We start from the raw sequence: 20,368 nt of genomic DNA on the forward strand, positions 1-20,368 counted from the left end.
TGCGTAAATGATGAATCGGTCACTCAGGCTTTTTAATCGGTATTGATTGAAATAAATGTGTGACATTTCATTTACCCAAGGTTGATGTTTAGAGTTGTAAATTGAGTTAAATCGCAAAAACAGATTGTTTAATTGGCCCAATTGGGCAAGTAAAAGAAGGGTACGCTATGCACATGCCATCGCCTAATACTGTAGCTCCCGCTCAAGGTTTATACCAACCGGATGAGTTTAAAGATAACTGTGGTTTCGGTTTAATTGCCCATATGCAGGGTGATGCAAGCCATGATCTCGTCAAGACTGCCATTCATAGTTTAAGTTGCATGACCCACCGTGGTGGTATTGCCGCAGACGGTAAAACGGGCGATGGATGTGGTTTGCTGTTGGCGATGCCAAAGCAATTTTTCCGCGAAGAAGCAAAACGCTTAAGTGACATTACCCTGAGCGAAATTTTTGCAGTGGGTACGGTCTTTCTGAACCTCGACCCTGCCTTAGCGGCGCATGCAAAAAATATCCTGACCAAAGAAATTGAAGCAGAAGGCTGTAAAGTATTGGCTTGGCGTGTGGTGCCAACCAATAATGAGGCATTGGGCGAAATCGCCATGCAGTCTTTGCCTGCTTTTGAGCAAATTATTGTCAATTGCCCATTGGGTGTGACTGAGGTTGAATTTAACCGCAAATTATTCTTGGCGCGTCGTCGTGCCGAGCAGCAATTGACTGCTGATCCATATTTTTATGTGACCACGTTATGCTCAACCGTGATCAGCTATAAAGGTTTGATGATGCCTGCAGCGATTGCAGACTTCTATACCGACCTTGCTGATACACGTTTGGCATCACATATTGTGGTGTTCCACCAGCGTTTCTCGACCAACACTTTGCCACGTTGGCCGTTGGCACAGCCGTTCCGTTATTTAGCACACAATGGTGAAATCAACACCATTACCGCCAACCGTAACTGGGCGATGGCACGTACCCCAAAATTTGAAAATCCATTATTGCCAGGTTTGACAGAGCTAAACCCAATTGTAAACCGTACAGGTTCAGACTCCTCAAGCTTAGACAATATGCTGGAAATTCTGGTGGGTGGCGGAATGGATTTATTCCGTGCCTTGCGTATGTTGGTTCCGCCTGCATGGCAGAACGTCGAAACCATTGATGCCGATTTACGCGCTTTCTATGAATTTAACTCTAAACATATGGAAGCGTGGGATGGCCCTGCAGGTTTAGTGATTCAGGATGGTCGTCATGCCATCTGTATGTTAGACCGTAATGGCTTACGTCCTGCACGTTGGGTGATCACTAAAAATGGCTACATTACTTTGGCCTCTGAAATTGGGGTGTGGGGTTATGAGCCTGAAGATGTAATTTCTAAAGGACGTGTTGGCCCAGGGCAAATTTTGGTGGTGGATACCTTTACTGGCAAAGTGCTCGATACGCAGGATGTAAATAACCATCTGAAAAGAATGCGTCCTTATCGTGAATGGTTACGTGAAAATTCAATCCGTTTACAAGGTAGCCCAGAGCTTGAAGAATATTTGTGTGATCAGGGTTTAAAAGGTGATGCCTTAAAAGCTGCACAAAAAATGTTTATGGTGACCTTTGAAGAGCGTGATCAATTATTGCGTCCAATCGCAGAAAGCGGTCAGGAAGCCGTGGGTTCCATGGGTGATGATACGCCAATGGCAGTATTGTCGCGTCAGGTACGCCATGTGTCGGATTATTTCCGTCAGCAGTTTGCGCAGGTGACCAATCCACCGATTGACCCATTGCGTGAATCGATCGTGATGTCTTTGGAAACCTGTTTAGGGCGTGAACAAAACGTATTTGAGCAAGGCCCAGAACATGCCGACCGCTTGATTATTTCAAGTCCTGTGTTGACCAACTCCAAAATGCACCAAATTCGCACTTTGGGTCGTAAAGGCTATGAAATTGCCGACATCGACCTGAACTATGCCGAAAATGAAGGTTTGCAAGCTGCGATTCAACGGATTTGCGAAACTGCTGCACAAGCGGTGCGTGAGGGTAAAACTTTATTGGTACTCACCGATAAAAAAATCCGTGAAGGTTACTTGCCTGCGAATGCGGTCATGGCGACTGGTGCGGTGCATCACCACTTAATTCAAGTCGGTTTACGTACCGATGCCAACATTATTGTGGAAACTGGTTTTGCTCGTGATCCGCACCAATTTGCAGTATTGCTCGGTTTTGGTGCAACTGCAGTGTATCCATATTTGGCCTATGATGTGATCAATGACTTGATTGCCAAAGGCGAGTTATTGGGCGATCCTGTTTATGCGCAAAGCAATTTCCGCAAAGGCATTGAAAAAGGCTTGCTTAAAGTCTTGTCCAAAATGGGGATTTCAACTGTCGCATCTTACCGTGGTGGTCAGTTGTTTGAGGCAGTCGGCTTATCTGCCGAAGTGGTGAATACTTGCTTTATTGGTGTACCGAGTCGTATTCAGGGTGCAACTTTTGCCGATCTGGAAAATGATCAGAAAAAATTGGCAGATACTGCATGGAAATCGCGTAAGCCAATTGATCAGGGCGGTCTGCTGAAATTTGTATTTGGCAAGGAATACCATGCCTTTAACCCAGATGTGATTAATGCCTTACACAAAGCGGTGCGTTCAGGCAATTATGCAGATTTTAAAGAATATGCAGAAATCGTGAATAATCGCCCAATCGCAACCATTCGTGATCTATTCAAGTTAAAAACAGACAATTCCATTGCCTTAGATCAAGTGGAATCGGTTGAACAAATTTTACCGCGATTCGACTCTGCGGGCATGTCTTTGGGTGCGTTGTCACCAGAAGCACATGAAGCCATTGCGATAGCCATGAACACTATTGGTGGGCGTTCAAACTCAGGTGAGGGCGGTGAAGACCCTGCGCGTTATGGCACGATTCGTAACTCGAAAATCAAACAGATTGCTTCGGGTCGTTTTGGGGTCACACCTGCTTACTTAACCTCTGCAGAAGTGTTGCAGATTAAAGTGGCGCAGGGTGCAAAACCAGGCGAGGGTGGTCAGTTACCGGGTGGTAAAGTGAATGGCTTGATTGCCCGTTTACGTTACTCTGTGCCGGGTGTAACTTTGATTTCACCACCACCACACCACGATATTTATTCGATTGAAGACTTGTCACAATTGATTTTCGATTTAAAGCAAGTCAATCCGCAAGCCATGGTATCGGTCAAACTGGTGTCTGAACCGGGTGTGGGTACCATTGCAGCAGGTGTCGCTAAAGCCTATGCCGACTTCATTACCATCTCGGGTTATGATGGCGGTACAGCAGCATCGCCACTGTCATCTATTCACCATGCAGGTTCGCCATGGGAATTAGGTTTAAGCGAGGCGCATCAGGCTCTACGTGTGAATGATTTGCGTGGCAAAGTTCGTGTACAAACCGATGGCGGTTTAAAAACTGGCCTAGATGTGGTTAAAGCTGCAATTTTAGGTGCAGAAAGCTTCGGTTTTGGTTCAACACCAATGATTGCCTTAGGTTGTAAATACTTGCGTATCTGTCACTTAAACAACTGTGCTACTGGTGTAGCAACGCAGCAAGATCATTTGCGTCAGGAACACTATATTGGTGAACCACAAATGCTGATCAACTTCTTCACTTTCATTGCGGAAGAAACCCGTGAATGGTTAGCCGCATTGGGTGTGGCGAGCTTAAAAGACTTGATTGGCCGTACCGACTTGCTAGAAATTTTACCAGGTGAAACCGAAAAACATGCGCACTTGGATTTAAGTGCTTTGTTGGAATCGCACCCTGCGGCAGAAGGTAAAGCGCAATACTGTCAGGTTGAAGGCAATGCGCCATTTGACAAAGGCATCTTGGCTGAAAAAATGATTGCAGAGATGCTGCCTGCAATTGAAGCAGGTACAGGGGGCGATTATTACTTTAATGTGAGCAACTGTGACCGTTCAATTGGTGCACGTATTTCAGGTGAAATTGCTCGTCGTTATGGTAACTTGAGCATGGAACATCATCCTGTCAAAGTGAATCTTTCAGGTACTGCGGGTCAATCTTTAGGTGTTTGGAATGCAGGTGGTTTGCATATCAAACTTGAAGGCGATGCCAATGACTATGTGGGTAAAGGCATGGCGGGTGGACGTATTTCCATCTTCCCACCAAAAGGTTCGCCATTCCAAACGCAGAATACTGCCATTATTGGTAATACCTGCCTATATGGTGCAACTGGGGGTAAATTATTTGCTGCGGGTACTGCAGGTGAGCGTTTTGCGGTACGTAACTCAGGCGCATTTGCGGTGATTGAAGGTGCAGGCGACCACTGTTGTGAATATATGACAGGCGGGATTGTGACTGTACTTGGCAAAGTGGGACATAACTTCGGTGCAGGTATGACAGGTGGTTTTGCCTATGTACTGGACTTAGATAATGACTTTGTTGACCGTTACAACCACGAACTGATTGAGCTGAATCGTATTTCGACTGAAGCGATGGAAGAACATAAAGCATTCTTAGGACGTATTTTAGATGAACATATTGCCGAAACAGGCAGTGCGTGGGCGTATAAGATCCGTCATGAGTTTGATTTCTATAGCCGTAAATTCTGGTTGGTAAAACCAAAAGCTGCCAACTTGCAGACTTTGTTGAAAACGACCCAAGCAGATCCACAATAATCCACGACTCAGCATTCGGCAGGTGCGGATAACTTTCGACTTATACCCAGCGTAAAAGTGAAGTTATCTACACCCACCTACGGAGAAAGACATGGCAGAACGCCTACATAATGACTTTCAATTTCTGGATGTAGCACGCCAAGATCCAGAGAAAAAAGATCTCGATGTCCGCAAAAATGAGTTTGTGGAAATTTATAAACCGTTTACTGCAGAAGTGGCGGCCAATCAGACCCATCGTTGTTTGGGCTGTGGTAACCCGTACTGTGAATGGAAATGCCCTGTGCATAACTACATTCCGAACTGGCTTAAACTAATTTCGGAAGGTCGTATTTTTCAGGCAGCAGAATTGTGTCATCAAACCAATACTTTGCCTGAAGTTTGTGGACGGGTTTGTCCACAAGACCGCTTGTGTGAAGGCGCATGTACCTTAAATGATGGTTTTGGTGCAGTGACTATTGGTAATGCCGAAAAGTACATTAACGATACAGCTTTTGCCTTGGGCTGGCGTCCAGACATGTCGCATGTGAAATGGACCGATAAAAAAGTTGCCATTATTGGTGCAGGCCCTGCGGGTTTGGGCTGTGCCGATATTTTGGTGCGTAACGGGGTAAAGCCTGTCGTCTTTGACAAACGCCCTGAAATTGGTGGCTTGCTCACCTTTGGTATTCCAGAATTTAAAATGGAAAAAGACGTGATGAAACGCCGCCGTGAAATTTTTTCGGGCATGGGGGTTGAATTCCGTTTAAATACTGAAATTGGTACAGACATCAGCATTGACCAATTGCTTGCAGATTACGATGCGGTATTTATGGGCATGGGCACATACACCTATATGAAAGGTGGCTTTGCCGGTGAAGATTTAGATGGCGTTTATGATGCACTGGATTTCTTGATTGCCAATGTTAACCGTTGCCAAGGCTGGGAAAAAGACCCTGCAGAATACATCAGTGTTGAAGGCAAGAAAGTGATTGTACTGGGTGGTGGTGATACTGCCATGGACTGTAACCGTACTTCTATTCGTCAAGGTGCACAGGAAGTTACTTGTGCCTACCGTCGTGATGAAGCCAATATGCCAGGTTCACGCCGTGAAGTGACCAATGCCCGTGAAGAAGGGGTGAACTTCTTATTTAACCGTCAACCCATTGAAATTGTTGGTGAAAATGGCAAAGTTACAGGTGTTAAAGTGGTGACCACACAATTGGGTGAGCCTGACAGTCGTGGTCGTCGCAGCCCAGAACCTGTGCCAGGTTCTGAAGAAGTTTTAGCTGCCGATGCAGTATTACTTGCTTTTGGTTTCCGTGCTAGCCCTGCAGATTGGTTTGCCTCTGCCAATGTTGGAGTAGACGGTTCAGGTCGTGTGCTGGCAGCAGAACAGCAAACTTTTAAGTTCCAAACCTCAAACCCAAAAATTTTTGCAGGGGGCGATATGGTGCGTGGCTCTGATTTGGTCGTGACTGCAATTTGGGAAGGTCGTCAGGCGGCAGAAGGTATTTTGGATTATTTAGATGTCTAAACGAGTTTGTTTTGCTTAGATGTGAAAAGGGCTGATTTTTAAGGAATTCAGTCCTTTTTTATTGGATATTTTATCCCGCTCATTTTCTTGTGGAATATATTGCCATCCCTGATTCATATAAGGTTTAAGAGCTGAAACTTCAATATCAATTCAATCTGCTGTACAAGGTTATTGTTTGATGTAAACAGTTTGGTGATTCGCTCGATTAAACAAAATACACAAACAGGTCAGAATTTCACGTTAGAATGAAATCATTTCAAACAAATACAAAGAAAATTTAGAGGTTAATTTATGAATTTCACAAAAAAAACCATGCTCGCGGTGGCTTTAACCAGTACTTTGACATTAAGCGGCTGTGGCTATAACACCCTACAAGTGAAAGATGAAGCCGTGACTGCTTCTTGGTCAGAAGTACAAAACCAATATCAACGCCGTGCTGACCTCGTACCTAACTTGGTCAATGTCGTGAAAGGCTATGCCAAACATGAAGAACAAGTCTTGACTGAAGTCACTCAGGCACGTGCCAATGTCGCAGGCTTAAAAGTGGATAAGTCGGTATTAGAAGACCCTGCGTTATTCCAGAAATATCAGGAAGCACAGGCGCAAATGACCAGTGCCTTGTCGCGTTTAATTGCCGTGTCTGAAAATTACCCAGACTTAAAAGCAAATGAACAGTTCCGTGAATTACAAGTGCAACTTGAAGGCACAGAAAATCGCATTGCCGTGGCGCGTAATCGCTACATCAGCACAGTGCAAGACTTTAACAGTTATGCACGTCAGTTCCCGCAAGTGATGACCGCTAAAGTGATTGGCATGGACACCAAACCAAACTTTAGTGCCGAACAAAGCGCACAAACAGCACCGAAAGTTTCGTTTGAATAATGCATAGGGAGGATGACTGAATGCTGCTATCGCACAGCAAGACCCACATGAACCTTGGGCAGATATTGCTGCTCATTATGGTGATGTGTTTCAGCTGCTTAGCATATAGTGAAGTTGCCACCGCAACTGATGAAACCGCCGAAGCTGTGGTGCTGGGTAAAATTGTGCAGCAACAGCATCCTCAAAGTGCCAACCCCATCCCAGATCTTGCAAATTCACGCCAGCCTACATCGAGCACTCAGCAAGCACCTATAGAAACACCCGTTCAGCAACCGCAAATTGCCAATGATATGGCAGACGGTGAATCCATCCGTGCTTTGCCGACCTTAAATCAGCCCGTGGTCGATCAAGCCAATTTGCTCACTGCTGCAGAAAAACAGCAAATCAGTCAGCGGATTTTAAATTTACATCAACAAGCCAAAGCACAAATTGGCGTCGTGATTGTTCCGACCACAGGGCAGGAAGATATTTTTGATTTTGCTATGCGGATCGCAGAACAATGGAAGCTTGGTTCTGCCAAGCAAGACAATGGTGTGTTGATGGCAATTGCGGTCAATGACCGCCGTATTCAAATTTTAACAGGTTATGGTTTAGAGGGCGTGCTGCCCGATATTGTGGTCAGTCGGATTATTAACCAACGTATTACGCCGTATTTTAAACAAGCGCAATATGCTCAAGGCATAGATGCAGGCTTGGCCGAAATTGAACGGATTTTAAACCTAGACCCCGAAGTTGCTGCACAGGCTGCACAAGAGTTGAAACAACGTCAGGAACAAGCCTTACAAGAACAACACGCGCGTGAAAAAACATTGAGTAGTGCCTTGTTTATTTTAATTGCAGGCGTAATTGGCTCTCTGATTGTTGGAAAGCGCTTGAGTGCTTCAACCGCTGCCGTTGCAGGGACAGTGGCAGGTTTGGTCAATGGTGCAGGCTTAATCACCAGTTTAATGATTGGTGCGGGAATTTTCTTTTTACTCATCACCGCTATTGCACAGACCATTTTCCAAATTTTCTTGTCCTCTGCAGGGCGTGGTAGCGGACGTGGCGGTGGCGGTTTTGGTGGTGGAGGCGGCTATAGCGGCGGAGGCGGTGGCTTTGGTGGGGGAGGAGCATCAGGATCATGGTAACCACAACAGATACAACAGAAATTATTACTCAACCGAAAATGGAGATTGCAGCGCGTCCGAGTGTAAAGCGTTGGCTGAAGCATTTCTTTTATTTACCTGCCACCAAACGTTTTTTTAATGCGCAGGATCAGCATGCCATTGCAGAAGCGGTGACTACAGCCGAGCATGGGCATGTGGGTGAAATTCAGGTGGTGATTGAAGGTTGTTTACCCTCGCGGTTGGCGTATGCGGTAGATACGCATACCCGTGCTCGCCAATTATTTGCAGAAATGGGTGTTTGGGATACTGAACTGAACAGCGGGGTTTTACTGTACCTGAATTTGTGTGAACGCAAAGTAGAAATTGTGATTGACCGTGGCATTAAAACCGCGACTACGCAACAGGTGTGGGATGAAGTCTGTGCACATATTGTGCAGGGTTTGGCACAGCAGCAGTATCGGCAAGCTGTAATAACAGGTGTGCAAGAAATTGGTGAAATTTTGGATGTGTTTTATGACCGCCAGCTGCTAGATCTGCAAAATGAATTGAGCAATGCGCCGATTATTTTGGGGTGAGGGTTGTTGATGTTCTTTTCTTTTTTTAATTCCTTCCTGAGCACAAATTTAAGCACGGCTTTAAGTTTGTGCGCAAGAAAGGGAATGCAATGAGGGTTCCTCCCTTTTTTAAGAGAGGTTAGGAGAGATTTTTTAAACATGGGTAGCTTTCACTACATTTGGCTTACTTTTTCAAAAAGGGGAAACCACATCAGCACAAAAGCTAAATTTGCTGAAATTTAAATCAAATACATAAAAAATAGATGATGTAACAATTTAAAGTGTGATCTAATTCTCTAAAAATGACAAAATTTGTTAAGCTGAAATTTTTAATCTGACAATTATTGTCACTTTTTAACATAAATAAACAGTTAGTTTGAGTATGAAAAATTTTTTATGTGTAAGATGCTGTTTTTTTGTGGGAATTGTCTATAATAAAAGTTGGCACGTTTAGTGCTAAGTATAAAATAGCTTACAAAGCTTATAATTAAATTAACAAACATTTGTGGAGAATGTTATGAAAACTATGCAAAAGGGTTTTACCCTTATTGAATTAATGATTGTTGTTGCAATTATCGGTATTCTTGCTGCGATTGCACTTCCTGCTTATCAAGATTACACCATTCGTACTCGTGTTTCTGAAGGTTTAACGCTTGCTGGTGATTTGCAAAAACAGATCGGTGGTGCGGCTACAGCAACTGATTTGAAAGTTGTTTCAGATAGTTGGAACCTCCAAGCAGGTGGTAAGGGTGTAATAAGTAAATATGTAGACTCAATTTTAACAACTGATGATACTACAGGCTCAATTGAGATTACCTATAACGGAGATGAAACGGGTGTTGGTGCTGCTAATACGTTGCACTTAAAACCATTTATTAATGATGGTGCTGGTCCTATCAGTTTAGATACTGCTTATGCAAATGGAACAACTGGTGCGGTAGATTGGGCATGTGCTTCAGAAACAAAAACAACTGCTGATGCTCAATTAGTAGGTAATGACATTACTGAAGGCACTTTACTTGCTAAGTATGCTCCGTCTCAATGCCGTTAATATTTATTCAAAAAGAAGCAGCCTAAGGGCTGCTTCTTTTTGTCTAATGATTTGCATATATTGGTTAAAATAAGAATTATATGACATTTTTTGACAATATTTGATATGGGTTTTTATGTAAGTTATTGTTATTTATTAAAAAAATAAGTTGGTATGGTTATTGGATATAAATAAGTAAGTTGAATGGGGTGAGAGATGGGGACATACCATGGAAAGGGGATTTACATTAATTGAGCTGATGATTGTGGTGGCGATTATTGGTATTTTAGCGGCAATTGCATTGCCTGCATATCAGGATTATACGATTCGTGCCCGTGTATTAGAAGGTCTAAGTTTAGCTGATAGTGCCAAATCAGCTATGGCAGCCGAAGCGGTAATTTCACCTATAGATTTACAGGTAGTGGCGGATTCATGGAACAGTCAGGCAGGAAATAATGGGGCAACAAGTAAGTATGTGCAACGTGTTTTAATTGATAGAGAAAGTGGGGAAATAACGACTACTTTTAAAAATACAGCCATTGGTGTATCACCAATAGAAAATACCATTATTTTAAGTCCATATATTCATGTAAATAGCACAACTATAGTGAGTTTAAAGCTTGCTTTAACTAATGGTCAGAATGGAACTTTAGATTGGGCATGTTCTTCGAAGACACAGCAAACAGCAATTTTGTATGGTATGGCTGGCGCAACCTTAGGTACAATGCAGCCAAAATATGTACCATCTGCATGTAGGTGAATGATAATATTCCGCTCAGGATATTGGGAATTAAACATAGTATGAGATCTGCAAAGGCTACATTTGTTACCATACATTTAGGTATTTCAATTCTTATTGCTTTACTGGTAGTTGTGGTTGTATTTTTATGTTGGTATCCCTTGCCATTAAATAAAGCGACAGGAGTTACCCATATTTTTCTGATGATGGTAGGTATTGATTTAGTTCTTGGTCCATTATTGACGTGGTTGGTTTACAAAGAGGGGAAGAAAACACTTAAATTTGATTTAACGGTCATTATTCTCATTCAAATCTCTGCTCTTTTTTATGGAATTTATCATATTACAGAAGGTCGACCGGTATGGTTGGTGTATAGTGTAGATCGTTTTGAAGTCGTCCGAAATAATGAAATTTATACTAAGAATATTCAACAAGCAAATAAAATGTATCAACACCCCTCCTGGTTTGGTCCTCAATATGTTGCAATAAAATTTGCAAAAGATCAAAAGCAACGTAATCAGGATATGTTTGAAGAAATTCTAGGAAAAATTGAAATATCACAACGTCCAGAACGTTATGTTGAGTTGTCGAAAGTAACTGACCAAATTAAGCAGCGAGTGCAAGACATAACCTTATTAAACCAATATAATGATCCAAGAGTAGTAAAAGAAACTTTAGCTAAATATCCCCAAGCAAACGCATTTGTACCTCTTAAAGCTAATACAGTAGACATGACGGTTCTCATCAATAAAGAGAAAGGCGAGGTTGTAAAAATTGTAGACTTAAGACCATGGAAATAATATTTTAAGTTGAAAATGGGGAATCTAAGTATTCCCCACGCAATCACTCCATTGCAAAACTGGCAGAATTCCAATCAAACTTGCCGTACAAAGCTCTATCATCTTGCCTAAAAAAATATAAGATAGAGCCAGTTTTTTAGTCTATTTTTCTTATGAAATCTGCATTGCTAATATTGGCTGCCATCCTCATCTCCCTTGCATGGTTATTGCCCATTCACTACCGCCCGTGGGTTACCTATACAGGCGAACTCTACGCATTTTTTGCCCTGTTTGCCCTTGGAGCCAGCCTATTCAAAGGAAAATTACAGATACCCAAAATTAGCCTGCCCTTACTGGCATTGTGCAGTGTTCCGCTCATTCAGTGGAGTTTAGGCTTAGTCTACTTCTTTGACAAAGCTTTTCTCAGCAGTGTGTATATCTTTAGTTTTTGGTTGGCGATTATTTTTGGCTATAACCTCACTCAAAATAATATTGAACGTGAGCGTATCTTCGCAGGTTTTAGTTATGTGCTACTCGGCGTGGGAAGTATTACCGCATTCATGGCAATTTGCCAGTGGCTGACACTCGATCAATACCTGCCTATGATGGTAGATATTAAAATCGGGCAACGTCCGTATGCCAATTTCGCCCAACCCAATAACATGGCGACCTTTTTGGTAATGTCACTCATGGCATGCCTATATTTATACGAAAAACAAAAACTTAAAACTGTGTGGATTGTGATTGCAGCTGCCATGATTTTGGTGGGTGTGGTACTGAGTCAGTCGCGTACTTCATGGTTGGCGTCACTGTGTCTCATGACCTATTTGAGCTATCAACAATACCGTGGCGTGATGCGGATTAAATGGCGCTATAGCTTGCTGTGGTTTGTCGCATTTATCGGGCTGATTTTTATCGCACCTGCTTTCAGTCAATTACTCTCACAAAGTGCAGAACTTTCAGTGCAATCTCGAGATGTGGTGCAACGCGCCACAGGTGATATGTCACGCTTGGCCATTTGGCAGCAAATGCTCGCTGCGATTGAACATCAACCGTGGTGGGGCTATGGCTGGCATCAAACCAGTGTGGCTTATGTGACGATCAGTGAATTTGTGCAAGGTCCTGTGTGGATTCGTAGCGCACACAATTTTATTTTGGATTTTTTACTTTGGAATGGTGTGATACTCGGCGTGCCATTTTTGGCGTATTTGGGTTATTGGGGCTACCAACTGCATAGACATACCCAGTCGGTGGAATCGGTTGTGGGGATTTTAATGGTCGGTGCATTTAGCGTACATGCCATGCTGGAATTTCCACAAAACTATGCCTACTTCTTGCTGCCTGTAGGTTTTATTATCGGCATGGTTCAGTCACAACGGGTGTTCAAAAACTTCACTTTATCTGTAATTTATTTACGCAGTACTTTTGTACTTGGCGCATTGTTGTTGATGCTGATTTATCGTGATTATGAGGTGATGGTGCCTAAATTGAATCAGTCGGTACGCTACGAACATATGCCTGAAAAAATCACCCATCAAGAGCGTATTTTGGTACTCGATGAATTTAACCGCCGTATTGCGTGGATTCGATTAAATCCGTATAGCCAGCAAACACCTGAACAATTGCAGGATATCCATGAAATTGTGTTGAATTATCCAACCCGCTACGATTTATTGAAATATGCGCGCGTATTAGCATTTAACGGTTATGAAGCAGAAGCCAAAAAGCAATTATGGTTGTTAAGCACTTTGTGGCAGGTCAATGTGGATTATGCGACTTTGTTGGATGAGGCAAAGCCGCGCTGATTTGTGTAGCGCAAGGAGGGGGATTTGAAAATAGTGAGCCAAATATGGTGAAAATTTTCAATGTTGAAAATCTCTCCCAACTTCTCTTTAAAAAGAGAGGGGGTATTCATTATAAAATTGATTTCATGTGCGAAAATTTAAAGAGATGCTGAACTTTTGTTCAGATAAAGGGAGTTGTGTTAGAATTGTATGATCTATTCACACAATAAGGCATGCTGATGGCGAGAACTACAAGTGTAACAATTGGCCCACAACTCGATGACTTCGTGAGCAAACTGATTGAATCTGGACGTTATGGTTCAACCAGTGAAGTGATGCGATCTGCACTAAGATTATTGGAGCAGCAAGAAAATCAAACTGCAGCTTTAAAGCAAGCGATTGAAGCAGGTGAGAACAGTGGAGAAAGTACACTTAGCCTAAAAGATATTGCGGCTCAAGTGAAGCAGAAGCATCGTGTATAAGCTATCAAATTTAGCTGTCGACGACTTCACAGCTATTTATGAATACACCTTACTTAATTTTGGTGTAGCTCAAGCTGACCAATACACGCAACATTTGGAAAATACCTTTCATTTGTTAGTGAGTTCACCGCTGATTGGTTATGCATGTGTAGATATTGGCGAGGGAATACGCCGTCACGATCATCATCAACATGCTATTTTTTATAAAAAACAGGATTATGGAATTTTTATTATTCGGATATTGCATCAACAGATGCAACCCATGAAACATTTTTTTGCGTTATAAATACTTTTTTATAAATCCAAGAATTTAAAATGCGCATAAGTAAAATATATTGATATTGAGAGCTTCTTCATTAGAGATAGGCAAGATACTGAATTTTAGGTAAAGTGCCCCAAAAAACAAAAGACTGGAAAACCAGTCTTTTGAGTTATCTAAACCAGATGAATCTTAGAGTTGGCTTTGAATATAGTTTTCAATACCCACAGTTTCAACCAAATCAAGCTGTGTCGTTGCCCAATCTAAATATTCTTCTTCTTTCTCTAAAATTTCCTGAACCAAATCACGGGTTACATAGTCCAATTGTTGCTCTGCTAAAACCACCGCTTTTTGAATCGCTTCAATATTTTCTTGGACTTTACGAACATCGCAATTCAAAACTTCAACTGTATGCTGACCGATATACAATTTGCCCAAGTGTTGTAAGTTTGGCAGCCCTTCTAAAAATAAAATACGTTCAATAATTTTGTCAGCATGTTTCATTTGACGAATCGACTCTTTATATTCAGCCGAGCCGAGTTGTTCAATGCCCCAATCATTAAACATACGTGAATGTAAAAAATATTGGTTAATTGCAGTCAGGTGATGATACAAAACTTGGTTGAGTTGATTAATCACATCACGATTGCCTTTCATTGCAGCACTCCATCAACAATTTCTGCCTTAAACCGCTTAAGGCAATCTATATTTCTATCTTAAACAAGACTGGGCAAAATGGCGAGTGATTTAGGGGCTATTTATACTTCATAAATGGTTTGCGCTGTCGGCTAAAACTGAGCAGATAAGGCATGAAACGAAGGGAATAGCGAGACTATTGCCAAGTTTCATAACGCAATCTGAGAAAGTTTTAGCCACATGAGCAAGAACAAAGCACTGCTTTGTTTGCTGCGCAAGGGGACAAGCATATTTTTTGCTGCTATTGCGTTATGTGCCAGTCATTTAGAATGACTAAACTTCCTGTCCCATGCCTTATATCAGCTAAAAAATATGCGTAGTCGCAAACATAGATGAAGTATAAATAGACCCCAGACCGCAAATGAAAATCGCAATCAAAAACAATTAGCTAGGCGGTGTGAAGAAATGTAAGACAAGAAAAACCCGCTGTAGTCGAAAGCGGGAGAGGAAACACCGAGTAAAAATTATAATACTGAAATGCGGGAGAGCAATAAAACGGCAGCTTTAGGCAGCAACGGCAAGACGAGACGCAATTTGTGCAATTTCATCGCTAATGATGGTGCGAGTTTCAGGTGCACAGCGACCACAACAAGTGCCCAAGTCAAACATATCGCGAATTTCACGATAGCTGTCTGCACCATTGGCAACGGCTTCTTTAATGTCTTGATCTGTAATACCACGGCATAAGCAAACGTACATGAATGCAACCACAATAATTGAAATAAGATAAGTGTTATTATTGATAATTATTATCGTTTGTCAATAAAAATCATTTGAAAAGTCATTTATTGTAATTGGGTTTTTGAATTAAAAAATGCCACTTAATAGGTGGCATCGTTTATTTGTTTTTAAGTATTTGAATGATAATGACTTATGAATTGATAATCACAACGCCATCCATTTCAACTAAAGCACCTTTAGGTAAGCTGGCCACACCTAAGGCTGCACGCGCAGGGTAAGGTTGTGCAAAATATTCACCCATAATCTGATTGACCAATTGGAAGTGTGATAAATCCGTCAGGAAAATATTGAGCTTGGCAATATCGGCCAAAGAGCCACCCGCCGCTTCGCAAACGGCCTTTAAGTTATCAAATACGCGGCGAATTTGCGCTTCAATGCCTTCTACCAATTCCATGCTGTACGGGTCTAAACCAATTTGACCTGATAAATAAACCGTATTGCCCACTAAAATGGCTTGAGAGTAAGTACCAATTGCTGCAGGTGCATTTTCAGTATGGATGACTTGGCGAGACATTGATTTCTCCTAAAATAATGTACGAACATCATAGACCATCCGACTAGCTTTCAGTAGCCTGATGAGTCAGTTATGCAAAATCGCTTGAATGTGCGGCAATATCACCATGCAGCGCATTGAATTAACAAGCTTTGGCTTCTTCTACAATGCTGATGGGACGCGCTAAACGGCTAATTCGTGGGAAACCGAAGTGCATACGCAAATCACGAATAATTTTGGCAATTTGCTTACGGTTATTCACCACAATATTCACGTGGGTTTTACCATCATGGCTGCGCACCATTTCTACTCCCGTTTTGGCCTTACGACATTGATAGATCAAATCGGAAATTTGTTCGTCATTCATATCCATATCAATGCTGAGGTAAGCCGTAAAACTCACGTCATCAACATCTTCTGAAGTCCATTGTAGCGGCATGATATTTTCAGGATGTTGATGCTGCTCATGCAGTAAGTTGTTGCAGCGCGCACGATGCACAATTAAACCACGACGTGACAAGTTGCCCTGAATCGGATCGCCCAGCACAGGATTGCAACAGTGTGCATATTTCACGTCAATGCCTTCTGTGCCCTGAATCAGACGGTCAGAATGTTCGCTGCTGTCCTGATCAAGTGCGTAAATGTGGTTCGCCACCAACTGCGGTAATAAATCACCGACTGCAATTTGCTCAAATAAACGGTCTTTGGAGTCGATATGACGCCATTGCAACACATTTAACCAATCTGCTTCGGTTAGGTCTTGAATCGAGTGATTAAACAATTTTAGCGCACGGTTCAGGGCTTGCTGCCCCACCAAACGCTGTTCTTCAATATCCTGATCACGCAGAATGTTTTGTAAGGCACGACGGGCCTTTTGGGTATTAATAAAACTTAGCCAGTCTGGGTTTGGTGTGGCTAACACATCGGTGATGATTTCGACCACTTGCCCGCTGATGAGTGGTGTTGACAGCGGTTTGCTTTCACCATTAATTTTTGTACCGACGGCGTGGTTACCTAAGAATAAACTGGCTGCATAGGCAAAATCAACCGCGGTGGCGCCTTGCGGCAATTCATGTAAATGTCCATGCGGTGTATAAACATGAATTTTCTCTTGGTGTAGATAATCCAGTAAATCGCTAAATGTGGTTTTAGCGCATTCACCATCAACCAACACGTTTAAGCTTTTCATAGAGGCTTGAATGGCAGAACGGCAGGCTTGTGGTGCGTTTTCACCCAAGACTACGCCAAAACGTGCGGCTTTACGCATCAATTCAGTTTGAATGGTGAGTGATAAGGTGGTTTGTTCACCTTTTAGACGCATCATGAGTGATTGGTTGCCGCCTGGTAGTGGGCGACGGATATGATCTTCATAATGTAAGACCTGAAAGCTGTCACGTAAAATATCGGCCAAACGGTCACAGTCAGCAATACTTTGTAAAATAATTTCGAAGGCGTGGCTGTGGGTCAGTTCTTGTAGATCAATATCGTTTTTAACAAAGTGGCGCAGTAATTCAATATTGTTATTTTTCTTTTTAATCCGACCGGTAATTTGATTGTCTTGCAGTAGGTCGGCAAGGTTTTGTTCCCATTTGGACTGGTATTCACAGCGTTTTGGCTTGGTGTGCAACAGGGCGGCTTGCACATCGTTATACATATCTAAATCAAGGTTTTGATAACACAGATGTTCAAGGTTATCTGCCATTTCATTCATACCCACGATACGTGCCATGGGTACAAATACATCAAAGGTTTCTTGAGCGATGCGTGCGCGTTTATCTGGTCGCAGCGCATCTAATGTGGTCATGTTGTGATAGCGGTCTGCTAGTTTCACAATAATGACACGTGGATCCTGTAAGGTCGCTTGCAGAATTTTACGGAACGATGCGGCTTTGTTGTATTCCTTGTCGCTGGAATGGCTAAGTTTGGTCACACCATCGACTAGTTCGGCAACGGTGCGTCCAAATTTTTCTGTGATATCATCTTTGCTGTAGTCAGTATCTTCAATGACGTCATGCAATAGGGCAGCAATGAGCGTGTCGGCATCCAAACGCATGTGCGCCAAAATACAACTGACCGCAATCGGGTGTAACACATACGGTTCACCACTTTTACGGGTAACGCCATCATGCGCATGCTCGGCATAATCGCAAGCCGTAAGCACCTGTTCGACTTCACTTACACTCAGGTAAGGTTCGATCATGGCTTGAAGCTGTTGTTTGGCTTGGCTGACCATCGTGCCTGGCATATAACACCCTTTAAAATACAAGTGATAACGAATCTACAGTTAGACCTTATAATGAAAAGCATATTGCATGACTTGTCAATTTTTTTCGTACCAAAACATAAGGTCATTAGACCATTTAAAATTAGGTCTTAATCCTTATGTTATAACGGTTTTTAGCGCAAGATTAAAGTTCAGACAACAAAAAAGCCTAGTAAAAAACTAGGCTTTTTCAGAAAGTCGTTCTTATTGGAAAGAAAAACCATCTAAATTCAAGTTATTTGCTGAAAGTGCGAGGTCAAGACTCGAAGTTTGATAATCTTGATCACGTTGTTTCAAAATGTCTTTAGAAACGTGACCTTCTGCAATTTCACGTAAAGCAACAACGGTAGGTTTGTCGTTGTCCCACTCAACGGTAGGTTCTATGCCTTGACGTGCCAATTGACGCGCGCGCTTGCTTGCCACTAGTACAAGCTCAAAGCGGTTGTCTACATGGTCTAAACAATCTTCAACGGTAACGCGTGCCATAAGAATTCTCGTTCGAATAATAAATTTAAACAGACTGTGCAGTATAAGGTGCTTTGCTTATAGACTCAAGTTTTAATCACGCGCTTGGCGGGCTAATTAACTTTTCAATCAGGGCTTGATGACGATGTGCCTGCTGCGCCGTCACCAAACGATTAGCCGTAATCACCGATTCTAAATCGTGCAGAGCCTTATTAAAGTCATCATTAATAATCACATAGTCAAAATTGACATATTGTTGCATGTCTTCAACTGCGCAGCCTAGACGGTGTTCAATTACATCGACTGCATCGGTGCCACGGTTAGACAAACGCTCGCGTAAATCAAACTGACTTGGTGGAAGAATAAAAATTTGCTTCGATTCAGGAAAAAGATTGCGTACTTGCTGAGCGCCTTGCCAGTCAATTTCAAGCAACACATCGTGACCTTTGGCTAACTGCTCTTTAACCGTCGCTTGCGCGGTGCCGTAATAATTGCCAAACACCTCTGCATACTCAATAAAACCGCCTTGCTCTACCAAGTCGATAAAATCTTGTTTTTGCGTGAAGTGATAATGCACACCATCGAGTTCGCCGGGACGTTGACCACGTGTTGTGTGAGAAACTGAAACGTGTAAATTATTCACACGCTCAAGCAGGGCTTTAACGAGGGATGTTTTGCCTGTTCCTGAAGCGGCAGAAACGACAAACAATAGACCCGACATGATATTTTTCCTGATATGATAAAATATCTTCTCTATTTTAGAGTAGACGCCCCTTAAACAAAATAGCCAAGATGGCTTTTGTTGGCATAAATTTTAAAACATCCCACCTATTTAACTTCAACATAGAGGGTTCTATGGAAATTGTATTGGCGAATCCACGTGGTTTTTGTGCAGGTGTAGACCGAGCAATTGCGATTGTAAATCGTGCCCTTGAGTGTTTTAACCCACCTATATATGTACGTCACGAAGTGGTACACAATAAGTTTGTGGTGGACGACTTGCGTCAGCGCGGTGCAATTTTTGTAGATGAATTAGATGAAGTGCCTGATGACAACATTGTGATTTTTAGTGCACACGGTGTATCTAAAGCAGTACAACAAGAAGCAGAACGTCGTGGCTTAAAAGTATTTGATGCGACTTGTCCATTGGTCACCAAAGTGCATATTGAGGTGACTAAGTATGCGCGTGAAGGCACCGAAGCTATTTTAATTGGGCATGAAGGCCACCCAGAAGTTGAAGGTACGATGGGACAGTACGACAAGAAAAATGGTGGTGAAATTTATTTGGTAGAAGATGAGGATGATGTGGCTGCACTTGCGGTTCAGCATCCAGATAAAGTGGCTTTTGTAACGCAAACTACTTTGTCGATTGATGACACTGCTAAAGTCATTGATGCCTTGCGCCAGAAATATCCGAATATTCAAGGGCCACGTAAAGACGATATTTGTTATGCCACCCAAAACCGTCAGGACGCTGTACGTGACTTGGCTAATCAGTGTGATGTGGTGTTGGTGGTGGGTTCGCCAAACTCATCTAACTCTAACCGTTTACGCGAGTTAGCCGAACGTATGGGGAAACACGCCTATTTGGTGGATAATGCAGACGAGTTGGAGCAAGCATGGTTTCAACCGAATACAAAGATTGGTGTAACTGCAGGCGCCTCTGCACCAGAAATTTTAATCAAACAAGTGATTCAGCGTTTGCAAGACTGGGGTGCAACTGCCCCTGAAGAGCTGGCAGGCCGCGAAGAAAATATTACCTTTAGTTTGCCCAAAGAGTTACGCATTCCTGTAACACAGGCTTAAACTGCGAATCATATAACACTTTAAAAAACTGATTAAAAATAGGCAGATAACCGTTAAATGACGGTTATCTGCTTTTTTATGCCTTTTATCCTGAAGTGTGAGGGTTTTGTAAAGTTGTTCGCTATTA

General features: G+C 42.4%; 18 protein-coding genes. 12 read left to right on the forward strand and 6 right to left on the reverse strand.

Features of this window, described 5'->3' with window-relative positions; all coding sequences use genetic code 11:
• Positions 1-173: 173 nt before the first annotated feature.
• The 11 genes from gltB to FTV41_RS00240 all read left to right on the forward strand — a co-directional run bounded on the left by gltB (position 174) and on the right by FTV41_RS00240 (position 13,804).
• Positions 174-4,649, forward strand: coding sequence for a glutamate synthase large subunit (gene gltB / locus FTV41_RS00190; RefSeq protein WP_179995891.1), 4,476 nt, complete (start codon positions 174-176; stop codon positions 4,647-4,649).
• A gap of 91 nt (positions 4,650-4,740) precedes the next feature.
• Positions 4,741-6,162: an FAD-dependent oxidoreductase gene (locus FTV41_RS00195; protein WP_179995892.1), complete on the forward strand. Its 1,422-nt coding sequence runs from the start codon at positions 4,741-4,743 to the stop codon at positions 6,160-6,162.
• A 291-nt stretch (positions 6,163-6,453) separates the two neighbouring features.
• A complete protein-coding gene (locus tag FTV41_RS00200) occupies positions 6,454-7,044 on the forward strand; it encodes a LemA family protein (protein ID WP_096901276.1) in 591 nt (196 codons plus the stop codon).
• A 20-nt stretch (positions 7,045-7,064) separates the two neighbouring features.
• Positions 7,065-8,171, forward strand: coding sequence for a YgcG family protein (locus tag FTV41_RS00205; RefSeq protein WP_179995893.1), 1,107 nt, complete (start codon positions 7,065-7,067; stop codon positions 8,169-8,171).
• Complete coding sequence (locus tag FTV41_RS00210) at positions 8,165-8,725, forward strand: TPM domain-containing protein (RefSeq protein WP_179995894.1); 561 nt, start codon at positions 8,165-8,167, stop codon at positions 8,723-8,725. The genes FTV41_RS00205 and FTV41_RS00210 overlap by 7 nt, the downstream gene beginning before the upstream one ends.
• A 505-nt stretch (positions 8,726-9,230) precedes the next feature.
• Positions 9,231-9,755: a pilin gene (locus FTV41_RS00215; protein WP_306670438.1), complete on the forward strand. Its 525-nt coding sequence runs from the start codon at positions 9,231-9,233 to the stop codon at positions 9,753-9,755.
• Between the two features lie 208 nt (positions 9,756-9,963).
• Complete coding sequence (locus FTV41_RS00220) at positions 9,964-10,494, forward strand: pilin (protein ID WP_179995896.1); 531 nt, start codon at positions 9,964-9,966, stop codon at positions 10,492-10,494.
• A gap of 41 nt (positions 10,495-10,535) precedes the next feature.
• Positions 10,536-11,273, forward strand: a complete 738-nt coding sequence (tfpZ, locus tag FTV41_RS00225; protein ID WP_179995897.1) for a TfpX/TfpZ family type IV pilin accessory protein — start codon at positions 10,536-10,538, stop codon at positions 11,271-11,273.
• Between the two features lie 152 nt (positions 11,274-11,425).
• A complete protein-coding gene (locus FTV41_RS00230; RefSeq protein ID WP_179995898.1) occupies positions 11,426-13,057 on the forward strand; it encodes a PglL family O-oligosaccharyltransferase in 1,632 nt (543 codons plus the stop codon).
• A 218-nt stretch (positions 13,058-13,275) separates the two neighbouring features.
• Positions 13,276-13,518: a type II toxin-antitoxin system ParD family antitoxin gene (locus FTV41_RS00235; RefSeq protein ID WP_019836164.1), complete on the forward strand. Its 243-nt coding sequence runs from the start codon at positions 13,276-13,278 to the stop codon at positions 13,516-13,518.
• Entirely contained in the window at positions 13,511-13,804 is a 294-nt protein-coding gene (locus tag FTV41_RS00240) for a type II toxin-antitoxin system RelE/ParE family toxin (protein WP_070153485.1), read from the forward strand. The genes FTV41_RS00235 and FTV41_RS00240 overlap by 8 nt, the downstream gene beginning before the upstream one ends.
• A gap of 165 nt (positions 13,805-13,969) precedes the next feature.
• On the opposite strand, the gene bfr is transcribed toward FTV41_RS00240, so the two are convergent.
• From bfr to gmk, 6 genes are all read right to left on the reverse strand, one after another.
• Positions 13,970-14,434, reverse strand: a complete 465-nt coding sequence (gene bfr / locus FTV41_RS00245) for a bacterioferritin (protein WP_131260631.1) — start codon at positions 14,432-14,434, stop codon at positions 13,970-13,972.
• A 543-nt stretch (positions 14,435-14,977) separates the two neighbouring features.
• Positions 14,978-15,172 (reverse strand): bacterioferritin-associated ferredoxin, encoded by a 195-nt coding sequence (locus tag FTV41_RS00250; RefSeq protein ID WP_167846362.1) that lies wholly within the window; start codon positions 15,170-15,172, stop codon positions 14,978-14,980.
• Positions 15,173-15,344: 172 nt separating this feature from the next.
• A complete protein-coding gene (locus FTV41_RS00255) occupies positions 15,345-15,728 on the reverse strand; it encodes a RidA family protein (RefSeq protein WP_004809961.1) in 384 nt (127 codons plus the stop codon).
• Positions 15,729-15,849: 121 nt separating this feature from the next.
• Positions 15,850-17,952 carry a bifunctional (p)ppGpp synthetase/guanosine-3',5'-bis(diphosphate) 3'-pyrophosphohydrolase gene (locus tag FTV41_RS00260; protein WP_179995899.1) on the reverse strand — a complete coding sequence of 701 codons (2,103 nt, stop codon included), beginning with the start codon at positions 17,950-17,952 and terminating at the stop codon, positions 15,850-15,852.
• 222 nt (positions 17,953-18,174) lie between these two features.
• Positions 18,175-18,456, reverse strand: a complete 282-nt coding sequence (gene rpoZ, locus FTV41_RS00265; RefSeq protein WP_004809957.1) for a DNA-directed RNA polymerase subunit omega — start codon at positions 18,454-18,456, stop codon at positions 18,175-18,177.
• A gap of 76 nt (positions 18,457-18,532) precedes the next feature.
• Positions 18,533-19,156: a guanylate kinase gene (gmk, locus tag FTV41_RS00270; RefSeq protein ID WP_179995900.1), complete on the reverse strand. Its 624-nt coding sequence runs from the start codon at positions 19,154-19,156 to the stop codon at positions 18,533-18,535.
• A 134-nt stretch (positions 19,157-19,290) separates the two neighbouring features.
• Between gmk and ispH the strand changes: the two genes are divergently transcribed.
• Positions 19,291-20,241, forward strand: a complete 951-nt coding sequence (gene ispH, locus FTV41_RS00275) for a 4-hydroxy-3-methylbut-2-enyl diphosphate reductase (protein ID WP_179995901.1) — start codon at positions 19,291-19,293, stop codon at positions 20,239-20,241.
• Positions 20,242-20,368 lie beyond the last annotated feature (127 nt).

The sequence above is a fragment of the Acinetobacter sp. YH16051 genome (assembly GCF_013417135.1).
Classification (GTDB): domain Bacteria; phylum Pseudomonadota; class Gammaproteobacteria; order Pseudomonadales; family Moraxellaceae; genus Acinetobacter; species Acinetobacter towneri.